Origin of the sequence: Halothece sp. PCC 7418 (assembly GCF_000317635.1) — a bacterium.
Lineage (GTDB): Bacteria > Cyanobacteriota > Cyanobacteriia > Cyanobacteriales > Rubidibacteraceae > Halothece.
Map to the genome: position 1 here is coordinate 2,833,717 of NC_019779.1, position 17,155 is coordinate 2,850,871.

General features: G+C 42.1%; 16 protein-coding genes, 1 tRNA gene and 1 other RNA gene. 4 read left to right on the forward strand and 14 right to left on the reverse strand.

What is annotated here, in order from left to right; genetic code table 11:
- Positions 1–50: 50 nt before the first annotated feature.
- From PCC7418_RS12855 to PCC7418_RS12880, 5 genes are all read right to left on the reverse strand, one after another.
- Positions 51–1,655 carry a B12-binding domain-containing radical SAM protein gene (locus PCC7418_RS12855; RefSeq protein WP_015226622.1) on the reverse strand — a complete coding sequence of 535 codons (1,605 nt, stop codon included), beginning with the start codon at positions 1,653–1,655 and terminating at the stop codon, positions 51–53.
- A gap of 218 nt (positions 1,656–1,873) precedes the next feature.
- The gene (locus PCC7418_RS12865; RefSeq protein ID WP_150107068.1) at positions 1,874–3,043 is read right to left on the reverse strand and encodes a lipopolysaccharide assembly protein LapB; all 1,170 of its coding nucleotides are present in this window, start codon (positions 3,041–3,043) and stop codon (positions 1,874–1,876) included.
- Positions 2,961–3,341, reverse strand: coding sequence for a hypothetical protein (locus PCC7418_RS12870; protein WP_041596261.1), 381 nt, complete (start codon positions 3,339–3,341; stop codon positions 2,961–2,963). The genes PCC7418_RS12865 and PCC7418_RS12870 overlap by 83 nt, the downstream gene beginning before the upstream one ends.
- A gap of 30 nt (positions 3,342–3,371) precedes the next feature.
- Entirely contained in the window at positions 3,372–4,523 is a 1,152-nt protein-coding gene (cofH, locus tag PCC7418_RS12875; protein ID WP_216086743.1) for a 7,8-didemethyl-8-hydroxy-5-deazariboflavin synthase subunit CofH, read from the reverse strand.
- Positions 4,524–4,557: 34 nt separating this feature from the next.
- Positions 4,558–5,175 (reverse strand): DUF3318 domain-containing protein, encoded by a 618-nt coding sequence (locus tag PCC7418_RS12880; protein WP_015226625.1) that lies wholly within the window; start codon positions 5,173–5,175, stop codon positions 4,558–4,560.
- A 197-nt stretch (positions 5,176–5,372) separates the two neighbouring features.
- Between PCC7418_RS12880 and PCC7418_RS12885 the strand changes: the two genes are divergently transcribed.
- On the forward strand, positions 5,373–6,818 hold the full coding sequence (locus PCC7418_RS12885; protein WP_015226626.1) for a cell wall metabolism sensor histidine kinase WalK: 1,446 nt from the start codon (positions 5,373–5,375) through the stop codon (positions 6,816–6,818).
- Here PCC7418_RS12885 and PCC7418_RS12890 read toward each other — a convergent pair whose 3' ends face one another.
- A complete protein-coding gene (locus tag PCC7418_RS12890; RefSeq protein WP_015226627.1) occupies positions 6,819–7,073 on the reverse strand; it encodes a hypothetical protein in 255 nt (84 codons plus the stop codon).
- A gap of 163 nt (positions 7,074–7,236) precedes the next feature.
- On the opposite strand from PCC7418_RS12890, the gene PCC7418_RS12895 reads away from it, so the two are divergent.
- Together PCC7418_RS12895 and ssrA are read left to right on the forward strand one after the other, a co-directional pair.
- Complete coding sequence (locus PCC7418_RS12895; protein WP_015226628.1) at positions 7,237–8,082, forward strand: M48 family metallopeptidase; 846 nt, start codon at positions 7,237–7,239, stop codon at positions 8,080–8,082.
- A 48-nt stretch (positions 8,083–8,130) separates the two neighbouring features.
- Positions 8,131–8,521: a transfer-messenger RNA gene (gene ssrA, locus PCC7418_RS19910) on the forward strand.
- A gap of 7 nt (positions 8,522–8,528) precedes the next feature.
- On the opposite strand, the gene PCC7418_RS12900 is transcribed toward ssrA, so the two are convergent.
- The 8 genes from PCC7418_RS12900 to PCC7418_RS12935 form a co-directional block, all read right to left on the reverse strand.
- The gene (locus PCC7418_RS12900; protein ID WP_015226629.1) at positions 8,529–8,717 is read right to left on the reverse strand and encodes a PCP reductase family protein; all 189 of its coding nucleotides are present in this window, start codon (positions 8,715–8,717) and stop codon (positions 8,529–8,531) included.
- Positions 8,718–8,881: 164 nt separating this feature from the next.
- Positions 8,882–10,195, reverse strand: coding sequence for a cell wall metabolism sensor histidine kinase WalK (locus PCC7418_RS12905; protein ID WP_015226630.1), 1,314 nt, complete (start codon positions 10,193–10,195; stop codon positions 8,882–8,884).
- 2 nt (positions 10,196–10,197) lie between these two features.
- Positions 10,198–11,886, reverse strand: coding sequence for a CTP synthase (locus PCC7418_RS12910; protein ID WP_015226631.1), 1,689 nt, complete (start codon positions 11,884–11,886; stop codon positions 10,198–10,200).
- Positions 11,887–11,944: 58 nt separating this feature from the next.
- Entirely contained in the window at positions 11,945–12,283 is a 339-nt protein-coding gene (gene cutA, locus PCC7418_RS12915; protein ID WP_015226632.1) for a divalent-cation tolerance protein CutA, read from the reverse strand.
- Between the two features lie 43 nt (positions 12,284–12,326).
- Positions 12,327–13,301: an NAD(P)/FAD-dependent oxidoreductase gene (locus PCC7418_RS12920; RefSeq protein WP_015226633.1), complete on the reverse strand. Its 975-nt coding sequence runs from the start codon at positions 13,299–13,301 to the stop codon at positions 12,327–12,329.
- 15 nt (positions 13,302–13,316) lie between these two features.
- Positions 13,317–14,234 carry a pentapeptide repeat-containing protein gene (locus tag PCC7418_RS12925; protein ID WP_015226634.1) on the reverse strand — a complete coding sequence of 306 codons (918 nt, stop codon included), beginning with the start codon at positions 14,232–14,234 and terminating at the stop codon, positions 13,317–13,319.
- Between the two features lie 179 nt (positions 14,235–14,413).
- A complete protein-coding gene (locus PCC7418_RS12930; protein WP_015226635.1) occupies positions 14,414–15,997 on the reverse strand; it encodes a glycosyltransferase family 39 protein in 1,584 nt (527 codons plus the stop codon).
- A 101-nt stretch (positions 15,998–16,098) separates the two neighbouring features.
- Positions 16,099–16,959, reverse strand: a complete 861-nt coding sequence (locus tag PCC7418_RS12935) for a hypothetical protein (protein WP_015226636.1) — start codon at positions 16,957–16,959, stop codon at positions 16,099–16,101.
- 107 nt (positions 16,960–17,066) lie between these two features.
- Here PCC7418_RS12935 and PCC7418_RS12940 point away from each other — a divergent pair.
- Positions 17,067–17,139 (forward strand) — tRNA-Arg (locus PCC7418_RS12940).
- The last annotated feature ends 16 nt before the right edge of the window (positions 17,140–17,155 follow it).

Genomic DNA, 17,155 nt, shown 5'->3' on the forward strand with positions numbered 1-17,155 from the left:
GAAAAAATGAAAGTTAGAGCGAAGCAAGTTCGCTCCAACGCAATCAAAACTTATGAAATATTGGAAGTAAGAGAAGTTGTCACTTGATGCTGTTGAGAAGAGTCTTTTTTAGCATCTTGAGTGGCTTTGACTTTTAAGTATTCTTCTAATTGCGCTTCAATTTTCTCGCGGACTAATTCTCGATAGGCTAAGAAATGTTCTCCGAGGGCGCAAAAAGACAGATAACTTGCCCATAGTTTGGGTTTCGCGCGATAAATATGGAAGAGATATTTCCAGAATGTCCAACGAGTTTTACGCACAATCCCTTGTCGCCAGAAAATCAGCAACATGGCACGTAAGGTAACAAAATCAATTTTTCGTGAGGGACGTTTATGTTTCGGTTCGCCAATGCTGAGATATTGATTATAAGCGCGATCTAAATAATTTTGGGGATCGTACAATTCCCAGAAGGCTTCCACATACTCTTTAGCAATCTCTTCAATAGGACGAGTGGGGACAAAGTTCATTAATGTGGTTTGATTAATATCAGCCCCTTGATCTAACAAGCGTCCTTCTTTTTCTAAACGATGCCACAGTGCGGTATCAGGTAGGGCTTGCAGCATACTAAATAATGCCAGTGTAATCGGAGTATTTTCGACAAAATTAATAATCCGTTTTCCAGCGTCTGGTTTTTCGCCATCAAAGCCAATAATGAATCCTGCGGTGACTCGTAACCCGTGACGCATAATCGTTTTGACGGCTTCTGATAAGGGGTCACGAGTATTTTGATGTTTCTTGGTCAAAACTAGACTGTCTTCGTCTGGGGTTTCAATACCTAAAAAGACGGAATTAAAGTTAGCCTCGACCATTAAATCCATTAATTCAGGATCTTGGGCTAAATCAACGGATGCTTCTGTATTCAGGGTGAAAGGATAGTTATGTTCTGCCATCCAGATTTTTAACTCTCGCAATAGCAGTTTCACATTCCGTTTATTACCAATAAAGTTATCATCGACAACAAAAATACTTCTTGTCCAGCCTAGTTCATAGAGTCGTTCCAATTCTGCAATGAGTTGCGTCGGGGTTTTTGTGCGCGGTTTGCGCCCATATAGAACAATAATGTCGCAAAATTCACACTGGAAGGGACAGCCCCGAGAAAACTGTACCGACATATTATCGTAGGCTTGGAGATCTAGTAAATCATAGCGAGGAATGGGAGTTTGGGTAACATCAGGTTTCTCATCCGCTCTAAATTTACCACTGCTTTCGCCACGTTCAAGCGCTTCTACAAACTGGGGTAGGGTAATTTCCCCTTCATCAAGAATTAAATAGTCAGCCCCTGTTGCTTCTGCTTCTGCGGGGAGGGCTGTTGGGTAGGGTCCCCCCACAGCAACGGGTTTACCGTATTGTTTAGCCGTCTGAATTTGGGTGTTAAAGTCTTCTTTTTGCACGATCATGGCGGAAACAACAACCAGATCCGCCCATTCCCATTCGGTCGCAGTCACCTCCCGCAAATTACAATCAACTAGGTGAAACTCCCATTCTTGAGGAAGAATTGCAGCAACAGTAATTAATCCTAAAGGGGGTAAGAAGGTTTTACGGTTAACGAGGGCTAAAGCCTCTTCAAAAGACCAGAAACTTTTGGGAAAACGGGGATAAACGAGTAATACACGCATGAAGGAAGTATTATTGATTTATTTGAAGGATTCCCCTCTAGATAACATAAAATTCTTCGTTAAGCCAACTTTTTTTGCAATTATCAACAAATTGTTTCTTGATCAATTGAGAGACAAGGTGAGTCGGCAGATGTTATTCGTTTGTCCTTTATTATTAGTTACTGTAACTGGTGTCCCACAGAACTAAGAACAAATAACCAAGAACAAATAACAAAAAATTAAGATTTGAGTTGCTGAATTTTATCTTGAAAGTAGTCTTCTTGATAGTTTAAAGATCGCGCAAATTCAAGGGCTTTTTGATAGGCCGATCGCGCTGGTTCAGGCTGATGATTGTCCTGATAAATCTCACCAATTTTATCGTAAGTCATCATTAAACCATAATGATCATAAGATTGTTGTTGGACAATTAACAGTTGCTCGTAAATTTCCAAAGTCGCCTGAAGAGAACCTTGATTCTGATACAATTGGGCTAAGTTTTCTAGAGCCATTGCAGCGATCGCGTATTTTTGTTGAGAACGTGCAATTCTAAACGCTTCTTGATAGGTGGTACTGGCTTGATCGAACTGCTGGAGCGTGACATAATCTTCACCTAAAGAAACCATAATCGCAGGGAGTGCTTGCTCATTATTTTGCCGTTGATAAAGTTCAATTAAATGCTGCTTGGTTTCAATTCCTGCTTGGGGATTTTCCGCTTGTTCGTACCAAGTTTTCAGTTGTTTTAAGTAGTTAATGATTACTATCGTATTCTCTGCGGGTTTGGCTTGGGCTAAGAGTTTTTCGTAAGCATCTGCTGCTTCTTGATAATGAAATTGATCGGCATGGAGTTGAGCAATTTTTTCGAGTAAAGTAGTGGGGTTGTTGCTGTTTTCTATTAATCCTTGATACAGCGCGATCGCGCCGTCAAGTTCTCGCATTTGTTCATAGTTTTCAGCAAGAGTTGCTAACAACTCAGAATTATTATTTTCTCGTGCCTTTTCTTCAATGACTCTTAACCGTTCCCGAATATTCCGAAAGTCAGCAGAACGATTTTCTAACCATGCGATTTCTCCCACTCGCCCTAATGCTTGTACTTCTTCAGGGAAATCAAGTTTCTGACGCAACCGTAATTCTCGATACCAAACCTGAAAGGCGCGTTCAATTTTTCCTTGTTGATAATTCTCTCGCGCTTGTTGATTCAATCCATCTAGGGCTTCTTTTAAGCGGAACTTTTCCAGAGGACTTAAAGGGCGTTGAACAGGAGTTTTCGGAAGCAGTGGATCATCAAACTTCTCAACTTGTAAAGGATTTTTGAACGGGGGTTGTGCTTTAATTGGAATCGCTAGACTTAGAGAAAAACTTACTGTTAAACTGGCGATTAATCCCTTCCAAAATAATATCTTTTTGTTCATAGTTTTCTCGATATCTATCATTAGGCGAGTCAAGAACTCCCCATTTATCTAATAGCAAAGCTACCCCTAGCGTTAAAATGCCACCGACGACAATTCCTGTCACAATCAGGCTAATATAAAAACGTTGTAATAATCGTAAATTTTCTTTCCCCTGTTGGGTCAAAGGTTGTGAGGATTTTTTTTCAGAAAAATTGTCTGCTAAATCAGGATCATTCTCGTCACGAAAGGGCCATTGCATGGAAGGACGAGAACCATTGTGATTATAACGCGAGTCATCATGATGATTATTGTTATACATAGTTATTTGTTATTAGTCATTAGTCACTGGTCACTGGTCACTGGTCACTGCTTGATAGAGGGTATTGCGTTCTTGGTAAGGACGGTTAACAGAGGCGATCGCGCGTTGCAAATCGGATACCCCAAGACAAGTTCCGCCTTGCGCTCCTGCCATCGTGGTAATATGTTCTTCCATCAATGTTCCTCCCAGATCATTACAGCCCCAATTCAGTGCTTTTGTCGCACCTAAAAGTCCCAGTTTAACCCAACTCGGTTGATGATTGGGAATCCATTGTCCGAGGTAGATTCTCGCCACTGCGGTTAAGAGTAACGCATCTTCTAAAATCGGTTGATCTCGCCCGACTCGTTGGCGTAGAGGTTTCGGGGCTTCTTGTCCCACAAACGGCAGTAAAATAAACTCAGTAATGCCAGCAGGATAATTATTATTAATTGCAATTTCTTGCAGCGATCGCAGCTTTTCTAAATGCTGAATTTGCTGTTGTGGGGTTTCAATATGCCCTGATAGCATTGTGCTGGTAGTAGGCATTCCCAAGCGGTGGGCGGTACTAACAATATCTAACCAAGTTTGGGTATTAATTTTTTCAGGACAAATGATCTTGCGAGCGCGATCGTCTAGAATTTCAGCAGCAGTTCCAGGCATCGACCCCACGCCAGCAGCTTTTAATTCCGCAATCACGGTTTCATAGCTGATACCATCTTCTCGGGCGATAAACTGCACTTCTTGGGGGGAAAACGCATGGAGATGGAGTAGCGGGAACTCCGCTTTTATCGTTTTTACTAACTGCTTATAATATCCCAAACTAGAACCGTTAATCTTTGCCCTTGGATTGAGTCCCCCTTGCATACAAATTTCCGTTGCGCCTCGTTCCACTGCATTGGCACATTTCGCTAAAATCTCCTCAAAATTAAGCCAATATGCCCCGTCTGTATTTTCATCTCTACGAAAGGCACAAAAACTACAATGTTGCTCACAAATATTCGTAAAATTAAGATTGCGATTGACAACATACGTCACCGTCTCCCCGATTTGTTTTTGACGCAGGAAGTTGGCAGTGTCTCGAATTGCCTCTTTCACTGTGGGATCAGTTTGACGCAGTAAGACTTCACCCGCTTCAGGAGACAGTTGTTCTTGATTTTGGGCTTGCTTGAGGATGGTGTCTCGTTCTGTAGAAATCACACTAATTTTTCGGATAGATGATTGGTTTCGATTCTAGCGATCAAAATTCTTTTTTGACAGCTTCTGGAACACCTACCGCGGAGCGACCTGCTAATTTGCGTAAGTTTTGCAAGCGTACTAATTCCGAAAAGCTAAGATTATTTCTCGCTTCAATTTCTGCGATTTTTTCAATGCTACTTAACAAGGCTTTTGCTGCATCTTCTAGATCATAACCTCGTCTTTGAGCGACTTTAACCGCTGCTTCATCAGCATCTAATTCGGTTTGTACACTACGAGTTTTTCGCCAAATTTGACTCCCTGCTAAAATCGCTAGACCTCCACTGACGAGCAAACCAATGGCATCACCTTGTCCCGCTTCTACCCCTGCACCAATCAAGCCTGCAACTACCACACCTTGATACAAATCAGGCTTAAACCATTTAATTCCTGTTACCCAACAGACTGCTCGTAATAAGGCTAAATCTCGTTCTCCCCGCGAGAGATCACTCCACAAGTCGAAGTTAATATAAATAGACCGCGCTCCTTGCTGCCAGGGCATCGGAAAAGGGGTTTCTATCAGACGAGACTGCTGGGGCTTAGGAACAATCTTAGTGTACATCCGCCCCGATGCTGGCATTAAGTCGATTAAATGACGAACTTCATCTTGATCTGCGTACATGGTTCAGGTTCGCTGAAAGGGCTTTGTAACATTTATATCATATAGTCATTTGTTATTTGTTCTTGGTTATTTGTTCTTTGTTCACACTCTCTCCTTGTCTCCCACTTATCCTTAACCGCAAAATTTCGTGAGTTCAGTCTCTTCTCAGGATAAGGCTCTAACTTGGAAGGGGTAAGCGTTCAACTTTTCAATTTCTAATGACCCGACTCCAATCTTTGCCCAGTAAACTTCATCGTGCCTTTAAGGCTTGGAATCCGCGATCGCTGCGTTTTCGTCTCACCATTGGCATTGCGACAGTATCAGCAGTCGGTTTGGGTGGCGTGGCAATCTGGTTGGGTTGGAGTATGAAGCAAATTCTGATCGCAGCGCACAAAGAAAATATTGTGTATTTGGCGGAACGAATGCCTCAAGATATCGAGATTTATCAGGAGATGTATGCGCCACAGGAAGCAATGCAAAAAGCAGTGCAGAATTTGAGTCGCGATCATGTTTTTCTGTGGATTGAAAACGAACAAGACCAATTAATTGCTCGTACAGACGGTTTAGACTCACCGCATCCGTTACCTGTGTCCCCGCAACTATCGATTTTTCCCTTTTCTGGGGTTGATGTGTCGCAGGTGGAGGATCGCTATTGGGTACTGTGTGCCAACGCCTTGGTTGTCAATCAGCAAACGGTGGGAAAACTGTATATTGCTCAAGATATTAGTCCTGATCAAATCATGTTTGTTCAGATGATTAGAAACTTAGGGCTAGCAACAGTTGTCGCCATTGGTGGAATGAGTCTGGCTGGGGGCATTTATATTGCGCGATCGCTGCTTCCTCTCCAGCGCATTTGTCAACTCACTGAAAGGATTTCTGCGGATCAATTGGGAGAAGCCAAAATAGAACTCGATCGCGCCCCGACAGAAGTCAAACAACTTGCCGAGCGCTTTGATGAGATGTTGATGCGCTTATATAGGGCTTGGGAACAACAACAGCAATTTGTCAGTGATGTCTCCCATGAGTTACGCACTCCCCTGACGATTGTGTCTGGTTATTTACAAAGTTTGCAACGGCGCGGGGATAACTTAAGCCCACCGCAACGAGAGGCTTTAGCTTGTGCGACTTCCGAGGCAGATCGCACGATTCAACTCTTGCAAGATTTGTTGACTTTAGCTCGCATTGATAATGGTCAGATGCAGTTTCAACTGGAAGACCTTTGTTTGAAGGAATTTGTACAAGAGGTGATCACTCTTGCTGAACAATATCACGATCGCGCGATTCGTTACGAAGGTAGCAATGATTCGATTCGAGTTAATGTTGATGCCAATCGTCTCAAGCAAGTGTTACTCAATCTCATCGACAATGCCGTTAAGTATTCCGAACCCGAACAAGCTGTTATCCTGAGTTTACAGAAACAGGAAAACACTGTCATTTTAGCCGTGCGTGATCAGGGAATAGGGATTCCTTTTGCCCAACAAACTCGCATTTTTGAACGGTTTTATCGGGTGGATGATGCGCGATCGCGCTCCACTGGCGGAACGGGCTTAGGGTTATCCATTGTCAAAACTCTAGTGGAAGGGATGGACGGTAAGATTACAGTTAGTTCTCAGTTAGGCGTGGGAACAACTTTTACCATTTCCTTACCTTTCAAGCAAGAGTGATCATAGTTCGCTGATTTGCGCTTCAATCTCCGCGATCGCGCTCAAAACTAAGGCTCTTTCTGATTCTGCCTCAACATACCAGGCCTGACTAATTGGCGTTGCACTCCACTTAATCCCATGTGTCATTTCACTGTAAAAGGTAGAAACACTAATCACAACGCCATTCACTAACCAGCGCTCATCTTGTTTGAGCCAACCCGATTGTTGCCAAATAATCTTATTAAAAAGGTTAAGCTGATGCTGAATTTCTTCCATGCTTGCTTTCCTCAGTATTTTACGTTGGTCAATTATAGTTGCACGAATTGAGGGCCCTCAGGCTTAAAATTTTGTGCCGATTCTTTTTCTAACCTAACTTAACCCGCATTGAAAAGAATTCTTGTTAGAACTAAAGTAAGCTCCTCATTTACTTTTGATTTCTATGGAAACTACACCTTTCAACCTCATCAAACTCATTGGGAAACGGTGGCGTTATGGACTGCTTTCCCTTTTGGTGGCAACAGGCTTAGTTGTGGGCACTCCCCAAGTTGCCCAAGGGTTTTCCTTTTTTGATGTCCTCTTCCGAGGCGTGCAAGTGTTTCAACTCTCGAATATGTCTGATGAACAAGAGGTGAAATTAGGAAAACAAATTAATCAGCAACTGATTGAAAATGAAATTACTTTATCTCGTGATGGTCAACTGAATGCTTATGTGGATCGGATTGGTCAACGCATTGTTCCTCACAGCGATCGCCGTAATATCCCTTATACTTTTCAAGTGGTGCAAGATGACAGTATTAATGCTTTTGCCACCATGGGAGGCTTCGTTTATATCAACACGGGCTTGATGGCAACCGCAGAAAACGAATCAGAATTAGCGAGTGTTATTGCCCACGAAATTGGTCATATTTCGGGAAGGCACGCTGTTCAACAAATGAAACAACGCGCGATCGCGCAAGGTCTCCTTTCCGCAGCTGGATTAGACGAAAGTAATGCTGTACAAATTGGGGTAGAATTGGCGGTGAGCCGTCCGAATAGCCGTGAAGATGAATTAGAAGCGGATCAAAAAGGATTAGACAGTTTGACCAAAGCGGGTTATGCACCGATTGGCATGGTGACGTTTATGGAAAAACTGCAACAGCAAGGAGGATCACCACCGAGTTTTTTAAGTACCCACCCTGCAACGGGTGACCGTATCACAGCCCTGAAAGCCCAAATTAATAATCCGACCCAAGGGGATGGCTTGAATGCACAAGTTTATCAGCGACGGACGCAAGCTCTGAGATAACCCCTTGTCAAAGTGAAAGTAAATCCTCTATAATAGCAAGTGAAGCGCGGGGCCGTAATGGTTTCGACAGGCTGGTAAAAGCCACCCCGTGAAGCAGGTCGAGAGGGAGTCCACTCTCGGAAATCAAGGCTCAACAAAATAGTAATTGCGAACAACATCGTTCCTTTCGCTCGTAAGGCAGCTGCTGTTGCCTAAACAAAACCTCTAACTAGGTTCGAGCACTCATCGTCTGACACCGTTAAGGGCGATGGGTAAAACCCCAACGGTTGCTCGCTTGAACCATCTCTGGTTGGTCAAGCGATAAGACTTAACCAGAGCTCCCCTTCATCTGGGATAAAGGATGAACCCCGTTGCGTCGGGTCAACGCAACTAAGCCTGTGAATGAGCGGACGGTCAATAGCCAGTCTGGACAGCAGTTCGATTCTGCTCGGCTCCATTTTTTTGTCTTAATTCCCGAATTTCTGGCGGGCTTCTTCCACCATTTCGGCGGTGACAACTTCAGCATCGGCGGAATAAGCCATTTCTTCAACTCGCTGTCGGGCTTGAGAGCGGACAAAGAAGGGGATATTTTTCAGTTTTGCTTTGGCTTCGGGAGTCCATTTCAGAGTGGAAAAAGAAGATTGTGAACGGGTCATTGTCTATACGATTCCTTGATTATCAATTGCTATATCTTCTAGTTTCTCGAAAATGAGGCGCGATCGGCACTGAACTTAACAGATGTTTATTAGTCATTAGTTATTCGTTATTCGTTTTTTGGTCACTGATCACTATCCACTATCCACTATCCACTGATAACTGATCACGGGTCACTGTTTTCGGGGAGGGTGACAGTAAAGGTTGTTCCTTGTTTGGGGAAACTAGAGACGCTAATATCGCCGTGATGATTTTGGACGATGGCTTGCGCGATCGCGAGACCTAACCCTGCACCTGTTGCGCCTTGAGTGGTGCTATCTTGAGGGTAGGGAGAAACGCGATAGAAGCGATCGAACAAATGGGGAATCGCTGTTTCTGGGATGCCTTTTCCTGTATCTTTAATATCAACTTGTAAGTAATGATGATGGTTGCGTTTGATCTGCTGAACTTCAATGGTTACAGTTGGTGAAACCGTTTCTTGATCGGAATGTTCAATTCCATTACTAATCAAGTTGGTGAAGAGTCGCGCTAGCTGATCCCAGTCGCCTTTGACACTGAAAGCAGTGTCTGTTTCTGATTCAGGGAGATGGAGGTTGAGTTTGATTCCTTTTTGTTGCGCGATCGCGCTTTGTTCTTCCATCACTTCCATCAATAACGCATCCAAAGGAATGGACTGTTGTTGCGTTGCAATCATCCCACTATCCGATCGCGCTAGGAATAACAAATCATTGACCAATTTTCCCAAGCGTTGCGTCAAGCGTTCAATCACTTGTAACTGTTGCTGTTGTAATTCCCCATCAGGATAGGCAAGTGCCATTTGCACATTAGTTTGAATCATCGCGATCGGGTTTCGCAACTCATGAGAAGCATCGGCGGTAAACTGTTTCAGACTTTGATAGGATTCTTTCACCGGTTGAATCGCAATCCCAGATAACCACCAGCTAATTCCCGCAACACAAACCACAACCGCACTAATCCCAATCGTTAAATCTAAAAGTAACTGTCGAATCGGCTTTGTTACCTCAAACCAAGGATGACTGACGCGCAGATACCCTAAAGTTTGTTTTCCCAGTTGAATCGGTTCAGTCACTTGACGTAAAAGGTATCCCGAAGCCAAATGAACCGTTTCTGTGGAACGATTTTTATGGAGGGGATAGCTAATGGCATCGGAAAAAGTTGACCACACTAACTCCCCCTCTGGATTAAACCATTCTAAATCAATATGGTCGTCTTCTACCGTTTCCGTATCATTGCCAAAGCTGGTTTCAATATCGAGACGGTAGCCATTATCGGAAGTTGCAACTGGCTGAATCATCAGCGATCGTTCTACCACTTCTACCACGTGCTTTAAGGTATCATCAACCCGTTCAATGAGCGTACTACGAACATAGAAATAAACCCCCGTTGCAAACAGGAGTAACAGCACTGCGGTGACAGTGGCGTACCATAAGGCTAACCGTCTCCGTGTGGTTTGGAACATGATTAATTAATCGAGACTTCAGGAACATTTCCGCCCATTCCCACCTGCATTTCTTGTACCGCTTTTTTAGAAACGGAGGGTACAATATCAAAGGAATATTGCTCCATCGCTGCTTCTACAAAGCCTAAAAACAGGGGATGAGGTTGATTGGGGCGAGACCGAAACTCGGGGTGGAATTGAGTAGCAATAAAGAAGCGATGATTCGGGCGTTCAATCATTTCCACTAAACGACCGTCGAGAGACGTTCCGCCAATGGCATAGCCACTTTCAAGGAAGAGGCTACGATAAGCATTATTAAACTCGTAGCGGTGGCGATGACGTTCATAGATCACTTCCTGTTGATAGAGACTATAAGCGCGACTCTCCACATTTAAGCGGGAGGGATATAAGCCCAGACGCATTGTTCCCCCGAGATCAATGACATCCTGTTGTTCGGGGAGGAGGTTAATCACGGGATTCGGCGTGTCTTCATTAAATTCTGCGCTGCTGGCTTGTTCTAAGTTCGCAATGTTCCGCGCCCATTCCACTACTGCACAGTGCATTCCCAAACAGAGTCCTAAGAAGGGAATATTCTGAGTTCGTGCATATTCCACTGCTTGGATTTTACCTTCAATGCCACGAATCCCAAAGCCACCTGGAACTATAATCCCACTGACATCTTTGAGATAGGTTTCAGGGCTATTTTCTTCAATTTCTTCGGCGTTCACCCAACGCAGTTTAATTTCACTCGAAAGCGCGATCGCGCCATGACGAAGGGCTTCCACTAAAGACAGATAGGCATCGCTGAGTTGAATATATTTTCCAACAATTGCGATTTCTATGCCTTGTTGGGGACTTGCCATATTTTCCACTAAGGTTTGCCACTGACGCAAGTCTGGTTGTCGCTGTTCTAAGGCTAATAATTCTAAGGTTTGTTGCGCTAAGCCCTCTTTTTCTAAGATTAAAGGCACTTCATAAATGCTAGTGGCATCTTGGGCGGTTATGACCGATTCTACCGGCACATCGCAGAATTCCGAGAGTTTTTCTTTGAGACTTTCTTCTAAAGCGCGATCGCAGCGACAAATCAAAACATCTGGTTGAATCCCAATCGAACGCAGTTCTTTCACGGAATGCTGAGTGGGTTTAGTTTTCATTTCTCCGGCGGATGCAATCCATGGAAGAAGCGTCACGTGCATATAGAGGACATTATTCCGTCCCACTTCTTTGCGAAATTGTCGAATCGCTTCTAAAAAGGGTAACGATTCAATATCGCCAACGGTTCCCCCCACCTCTGTAATCACAATATCAGGGTTGGTATTTTCAGCAACCCGATGAATCCGATCTTTAATTTCTTGGGTGATATGGGGAATCACTTGTACAGTTCCCCCTTGATAATCGCCACGACGTTCTTTGTTGATGACTGCTTGATAGATCGAGCCCGTTGTAACACTATTTAACCGTGACATGGACGTATCTGTAAACCGTTCATAGTGTCCCAGATCTAAGTCTGTTTCCGCACCATCATCGGTGACAAACACTTCTCCGTGCTGAAACGGACTCATGGTCCCTGGGTCAACGTTAATATAGGGGTCTAGCTTTAAGATGGAAACGGAATAGTCCCGAGACTTAAACAACCGCCCTAAACTCGCTGCAACAATTCCTTTACCAATACTGGAAACCACACCGCCAGTGACGAAAACAAACTTAGTCATAGCCCAATACCTCAATTTACCTGTTTTATTGTGCCACAGGGAATTTCGATCTCAAATCTTAATGCGACGCTTCTGGGGATACACTTTCCCCAATCCATTGTAGATAGGAATTTAACCCCATTTGAATGGGAAGCGCAATGATTTCAGGAACGTCGTAAGAATGCAGTTCACAAATGCGGGTTTCCAGTTGCGAGTAATAGGCTAAATTGGTTTTAATCATCAGTTGCCATTCGGGATCGCTATGGACTTCATTTTCCCAGATGTACAGGGAATGAATCGGGGTAATGCTGACACAAGCCCCATATTTTTCTTTAACGATAGCTGACGCGATCGCGCGGGCTTGTTCTTCGGATTCTGCGGTGACTAAAACAACACCGTATTGTTGATTTTTACTCATATTGACCCTAAAACTTGCACTCGTTTCTAATTATCATCTGGGATCATGACAACTGATTGCAAATTTGTTTTGCAACCGCTAACCCCGATAAAAATGCACTCTCAGCACTGGAAACGAAGGAATCTCCTGAAGAAAACCCATCTCCTGCTAAATACAGATTCAACGCTGAGGAAGCGAAAAAAGGGGCATTAAACTGAGTTTTGGGAGTGCTATATCGCCAAAAATGAACTTGATGATCGATGATCTCAGCTTCTCCTAAATAATTTCTCGCTGCTGTCATTAATTCTTCCGCACCGCTTTCTCTGGTTTCAGGATCAAGATATTTTTCACTAAAGGCTGCATTCCCTTGTAAAGTAACTGCATACGCATGCGGTGAAATGCCTTTTTGATAATTACAAATAATGGACTTCAGTTTCTCTCCTTCCACTAAAGCAGGTTTGATCAAAATCGGACGAGAAACTAAAAGTAAAACGGTCAGACAACTGTAATAGGTGACTTGATCGAGGGTTTCTAAATTGGTATTAGGTTGAAGAAGATTAGAGTTTTTAAGCAGTTCAAGACTTTGGGGGACTGGAGGCGTAAGTAAGAGAAAACGGCTTTGATTCGTTGTTCCCTCTTCTGTTGTAACACGCCAGCAATCAGCCTTGTAAGCTAAATGAACAACTTTGGTTTGGTTTTGAATATTTAAGTTGGAAGCAAGGTGTTTTGCAATCCCACGAATCCCATCAACGCCCCAATATTGATCCCATTCTGATTTGACAATTCCCTGTTGCTGTAATTCCTTTAGCCATTGCTGAAAGGTTTCGGTTTTAGCGCTGAGAAATTGTACGCCATAATCAAAGCGGGCTTCTCCCCATTCAGGATCACTCATGCGACGAGTCGCGAAACGCCCACCGATTCCACGTCCTTTATCAAGGAGTTTAACCGTTAACCCTTGTGTTTGTAGATCTATCCCTGCAATTAAGCCCGTTAGCCCACCGCCAATAATTAAACAGTCTGGTTTTGAGTGATACTGCATTCCTATTTTTAATACTTATAACGCGACGTGATAGGCAATATTTTCATAATAATAACTGTTGGCTTGCGGGAAATTAGCAGGTTCTAAAGGGAGGTGACTCACTGGTTTAATTTGTGGTATATTTGCACCCTGAAGGCGAGCTTTTTCGAGATTAACACCGTTTAAGGTTGCCCCTGTTAAATTAGCATCCGTTAAATTAGCTTCTTTGAGGCTAGCATGAGTAAGATTGGCTTGTTCTAACCCTGCTTGCACTAAATTTGCTTGATCAAGATTAGCGTTTTCTAAATTAGTCCAATGCAAGCGCGATCGCGCTAATTTTGCTTTGGATAAATTCACTTCTGCTAAGTTTGCCCCACTCAGTCTTGCTTCTACCAAATTAACACCAGATAAGTCAACTTTTTCCAAATCTACCAGTTTTAAAAATGCTCTTTTCAAGTTGACTTCTGTTAACAAAGCCTCTCGCAAACAAGCCCGAGTCAACCTTGCTTCTAATAAATTCGCCCAATTTAAATTAGCTGCTTGTAAATTCGTTTCTCTTAAGTTGGCGTGATAAGCATTCACTCCACAAAGATTTGCTCCTTGTAAATTAGACCGTTTCAGATTAACATGAGATAAATTTCCACCACTCAGTTTCGCCCCGACTAAGACCGCATTCATCATAAATGTTCCTTGAAAAACTGCCTTAGTGAGTTCGGCATTTTGAAAGCTAGTATCACTCAATTTCGCGTAACTAAAATTTGTCCAATTTAATTTAGCTTCATCAAATCTTGACTTAGTTAAGAAGGCTCGTGTAAAATTAGTGCCGATTAAGTTTGCTCCAGTAAAATCAACAGCAATCAGTGTAATTCCTGTTAAGTCTAAACCACTGAGATCAACGCCCCGAAAATCTCTTTCTCCTTGATCATAAAGCCTCAGCAAACGACTAAGTTTCATTGGTTGATTCCCTTTTTTAGATTCGTTTCTGCAACAATAGCTAGGGGTTGAGGAGATCAACCATAACACCAGCTATAATACTTTATTTTCATTTTAGAATTAAGCGAGGGAAATCACCAAGGCTTGCTAAGGGATTTCAGAATATTTAATAAAAGTTAATCTTCCTGATTTGAGATCCGCTATGGCGCACCTAAACCTGATTCTTCTGTATTATCGCTGTCTTGAGAATCATGAGATTTCCAAACCACTTGAGAGAGTGGTAATTTTTGGTATTGGATAATCTGAACAGGATGCTGTTGAGTCATTATATTTGTTAATTCTACAGAAGGTTTGTATAAAAAAGTTGAGCTAGTTTTCTTGATCTGATGAGTCTCATTAGTGGATTGAAAAAGCTGAAATTTTGTTTCTGGTTCAACATAGTGTGCTAAAGAAAAAATATCACCTAAATTCGTTTCTCCTTTATTGGTGCTAATGATTAATGGTTCAGAGACTTGATTAATGATCGTAGCCGTGTTGATATTTTGTTGGCTAACTGTTTTATTCCACCAAACCTCTGCTTGGGATATCTTCCAAGAAGATATTAAACCAAGAATTAAAATAAATCCTACTAATCCCTGCCAAACTTTTTGATGAATTTGAGACGTGAATAAATAAGCAATAATGACTTGAGCCGAAATTAAACTCGGAATAAAGTAACGGGTCATTGTTGATCGTCTGCCTCCTAAAATAACATCTGGTAAGATTAGAGAAAGACTAGGAATTAACAGTAAGCAAAGCAGGAATAAGAAAATATCTCGTTTGTTGTGCTTTCTTAAAATCAATAATCCATAACCAATTAAGACTAAAATAAGAGGCGGAACTAAATAAGTGTAGGGGTGATCTAAACTCAATCCTAAATCAATTAATAAACTGCTAAAATGAAGACCCCAAAGTTTGACTAAAAAAGATGATGAGACAACCGCCTCTGTCCAAGCTGTCTTTTCTCGTAATTGCTCAAATTTAGTTATAATCAGTATTACCCAAGGTAAAAACGCGATCGCGCTGCCTAAAAGCACTAAAAAATAATTCCGAATCACCTTCGTATAAAATCGTTTTTCTCGCCAGAAAAGATAGACAGTTGTTGCTAAAAGTCCTAAGACAGTAAATAGTTTTGTGTATAAACTGAGAATCGTTGTTACACCAAAAGTAAGCCAGTGAAACTTATGTTTTTGATGAACAGCTTGCCAAAAACTACCATAAGTCAATAACAGCGTGAGAGTCCATAAGCTATATTGTCTCGCTTCTTGAGCATAAATAACATGAAACGGCGAAACTGTCATTAATAAAACAGCCATTAATGCAACAGCATCGGATTGAAATAAAACATAGCAAAACCAATATAAAGCAGGGAAAACCAGCAAGCTAAAAATAACGGATAAGCTACGCATTGTGGCGATTGAACTGCCGAACCAATCCTGCCAAAATCTGACTAAAATATAGTATAAGGGTGGATGTTCAGGATGCGTTTTTAAGGCTGCTATAGTTTGACCGAAGTCTGTATTAGAACTAAGCGTTTGATAGCGGAGTAAATCAGATCGCGATAAAATTTCTCCAGTAAATAACTCATTAACAACTTCTTCTCCAGTATATCCAGCGGTTCTTAGAGAAGTAAAAACTTCATCGTGCCAATAAACTTTTTTGTCGATATTTTCCCACCGCAACCAAATCCCAACTAATAAAAAAGAGAGGAATAAGCCTCTTACAAAAGTATCTTTTTTGGTCATTCTTATAATAAAACAGCCCTGTTTACTAAGGGGGAATTGGAAGTTAATCTACTTTTTACAGATCAGATCATATTGCTGTATGGAGGGTGCTGAACTCTACTTTAAGAAAGCATATACACTTTACCATCCATTAAAATCCGTTTAATCCCTTTGGCTTCTAAATGCTCTTTTGTTTTTTGAATCATTTTTCCATCGGGAACTTTAATCACTTTTTGGGAACGATTAGAAAATCGTCTCGCCACTCGATGATTATCAAAAATTGGTAATGTTTTTTGTTGGGTTTCTACACTCGGGATTTCACCGAGATCTCTAAAGTCTTTCAGGGGTTTGGTAATTAAATTTGCACCGCGATCAATCACTAAATAACAAGTTTTAGGGAACTTCGCTTGAGACAAAGGTAACACTTCCACTTCATTTGATTCTGACTGCTGATTGGTTTGGTCAGTGGTTTCGTCATCATCCCAATCTTCTTCTTCCGTGTCTTCTAAATCGTCATCATCCCCCACATCTTCTCCGAACATATCTCGAATGACACTGAAATCAATCTCATCCACATTTTCCGTTTCATCTTGTTCAGGAGAAAGGCTAGTTTTTGGAGGGGTTTCACTATTAGAAAAAGACAATTCGATTTGTGTGCTTTCCGATGTTTTCTCTGTGGTTTCTGTTTCAGAAGATTCTTCAGTTTGAGGAGAGGAAAGTTCAGTTTCTTCTGTCTGTGGTGTTTCTGTCTCGATTGAGGTTTGCTCGGATGAGGAATCTGAGCGAGATTTGTGTCGGTTGTGGCGTTTTCTTTGAATCAAATTTTCGTATTCTTCGCCTGATAAGTTATTTCTTAAAACTCGACTCACTGTAGAATTACTCACCTGAAAGCGATCCGCTAAAGTCGCTGAGGTTTCATCGGTTTCGCGGTATAAACGGACGAGTTCTGTTTTTTCTTCATCGGAGAGTTTTCTCGGACTCATAAGTTAGTTCAGGTGTTTAGGTGAATCGTCATTTCAAGAAACTTGTTGTTTCTATCCTACTATCTTTTTGGATCAGTGATGCTATGATAAAATGTAATTCCGAATATGGGTGTGTAACTCAGTGGATAGAGTAGCTGCCTTCTAAGCAGCGAGTCGCAGGTTCAAATCCTGCCACACCCGTTTATTCTAGCTTTTT

Excerpts from the sequence above, each read along its gene's own strand:
- PCC7418_RS12920 (WP_015226633.1), bottom strand. The coding sequence starts at position 13,301 with ATGCAGTATCACTCAAAACCAGACTGTTTAATTATTGGCGGTGGGCTA.
- PCC7418_RS12865 (WP_150107068.1), bottom strand. The coding sequence starts at position 3,043 with ATGAACAAAAAGATATTATTTTGGAAGGGATTAATCGCCAGTTTAACA.
- PCC7418_RS12905 (WP_015226630.1), bottom strand. The coding sequence starts at position 10,195 with ATGTTCCAAACCACACGGAGACGGTTAGCCTTATGGTACGCCACTGTC.
- PCC7418_RS12910 (WP_015226631.1), bottom strand. The coding sequence starts at position 11,886 with ATGACTAAGTTTGTTTTCGTCACTGGCGGTGTGGTTTCCAGTATTGGT.
- PCC7418_RS12900 (WP_015226629.1), bottom strand. The coding sequence starts at position 8,717 with ATGACCCGTTCACAATCTTCTTTTTCCACTCTGAAATGGACTCCCGAA.
- PCC7418_RS12925 (WP_015226634.1), bottom strand. The coding sequence starts at position 14,234 with ATGAAACTTAGTCGTTTGCTGAGGCTTTATGATCAAGGAGAAAGAGAT.
- PCC7418_RS12870 (WP_041596261.1), bottom strand. The coding sequence starts at position 3,341 with ATGTATAACAATAATCATCATGATGACTCGCGTTATAATCACAATGGT.
- PCC7418_RS12885 (WP_015226626.1), top strand. The coding sequence starts at position 5,373 with ATGACCCGACTCCAATCTTTGCCCAGTAAACTTCATCGTGCCTTTAAG.
- PCC7418_RS12895 (WP_015226628.1), top strand. The coding sequence starts at position 7,237 with ATGGAAACTACACCTTTCAACCTCATCAAACTCATTGGGAAACGGTGG.
- PCC7418_RS12890 (WP_015226627.1), bottom strand. The coding sequence starts at position 7,073 with ATGGAAGAAATTCAGCATCAGCTTAACCTTTTTAATAAGATTATTTGG.
- PCC7418_RS12930 (WP_015226635.1), bottom strand. The coding sequence starts at position 15,997 with ATGACCAAAAAAGATACTTTTGTAAGAGGCTTATTCCTCTCTTTTTTA.
- PCC7418_RS12880 (WP_015226625.1), bottom strand. The coding sequence starts at position 5,175 with ATGTACGCAGATCAAGATGAAGTTCGTCATTTAATCGACTTAATGCCA.
- cutA (WP_015226632.1), bottom strand. The coding sequence starts at position 12,283 with ATGAGTAAAAATCAACAATACGGTGTTGTTTTAGTCACCGCAGAATCC.
- PCC7418_RS12855 (WP_015226622.1), bottom strand. The coding sequence starts at position 1,655 with ATGCGTGTATTACTCGTTTATCCCCGTTTTCCCAAAAGTTTCTGGTCT.
- PCC7418_RS12935 (WP_015226636.1), bottom strand. The coding sequence starts at position 16,959 with ATGAGTCCGAGAAAACTCTCCGATGAAGAAAAAACAGAACTCGTCCGT.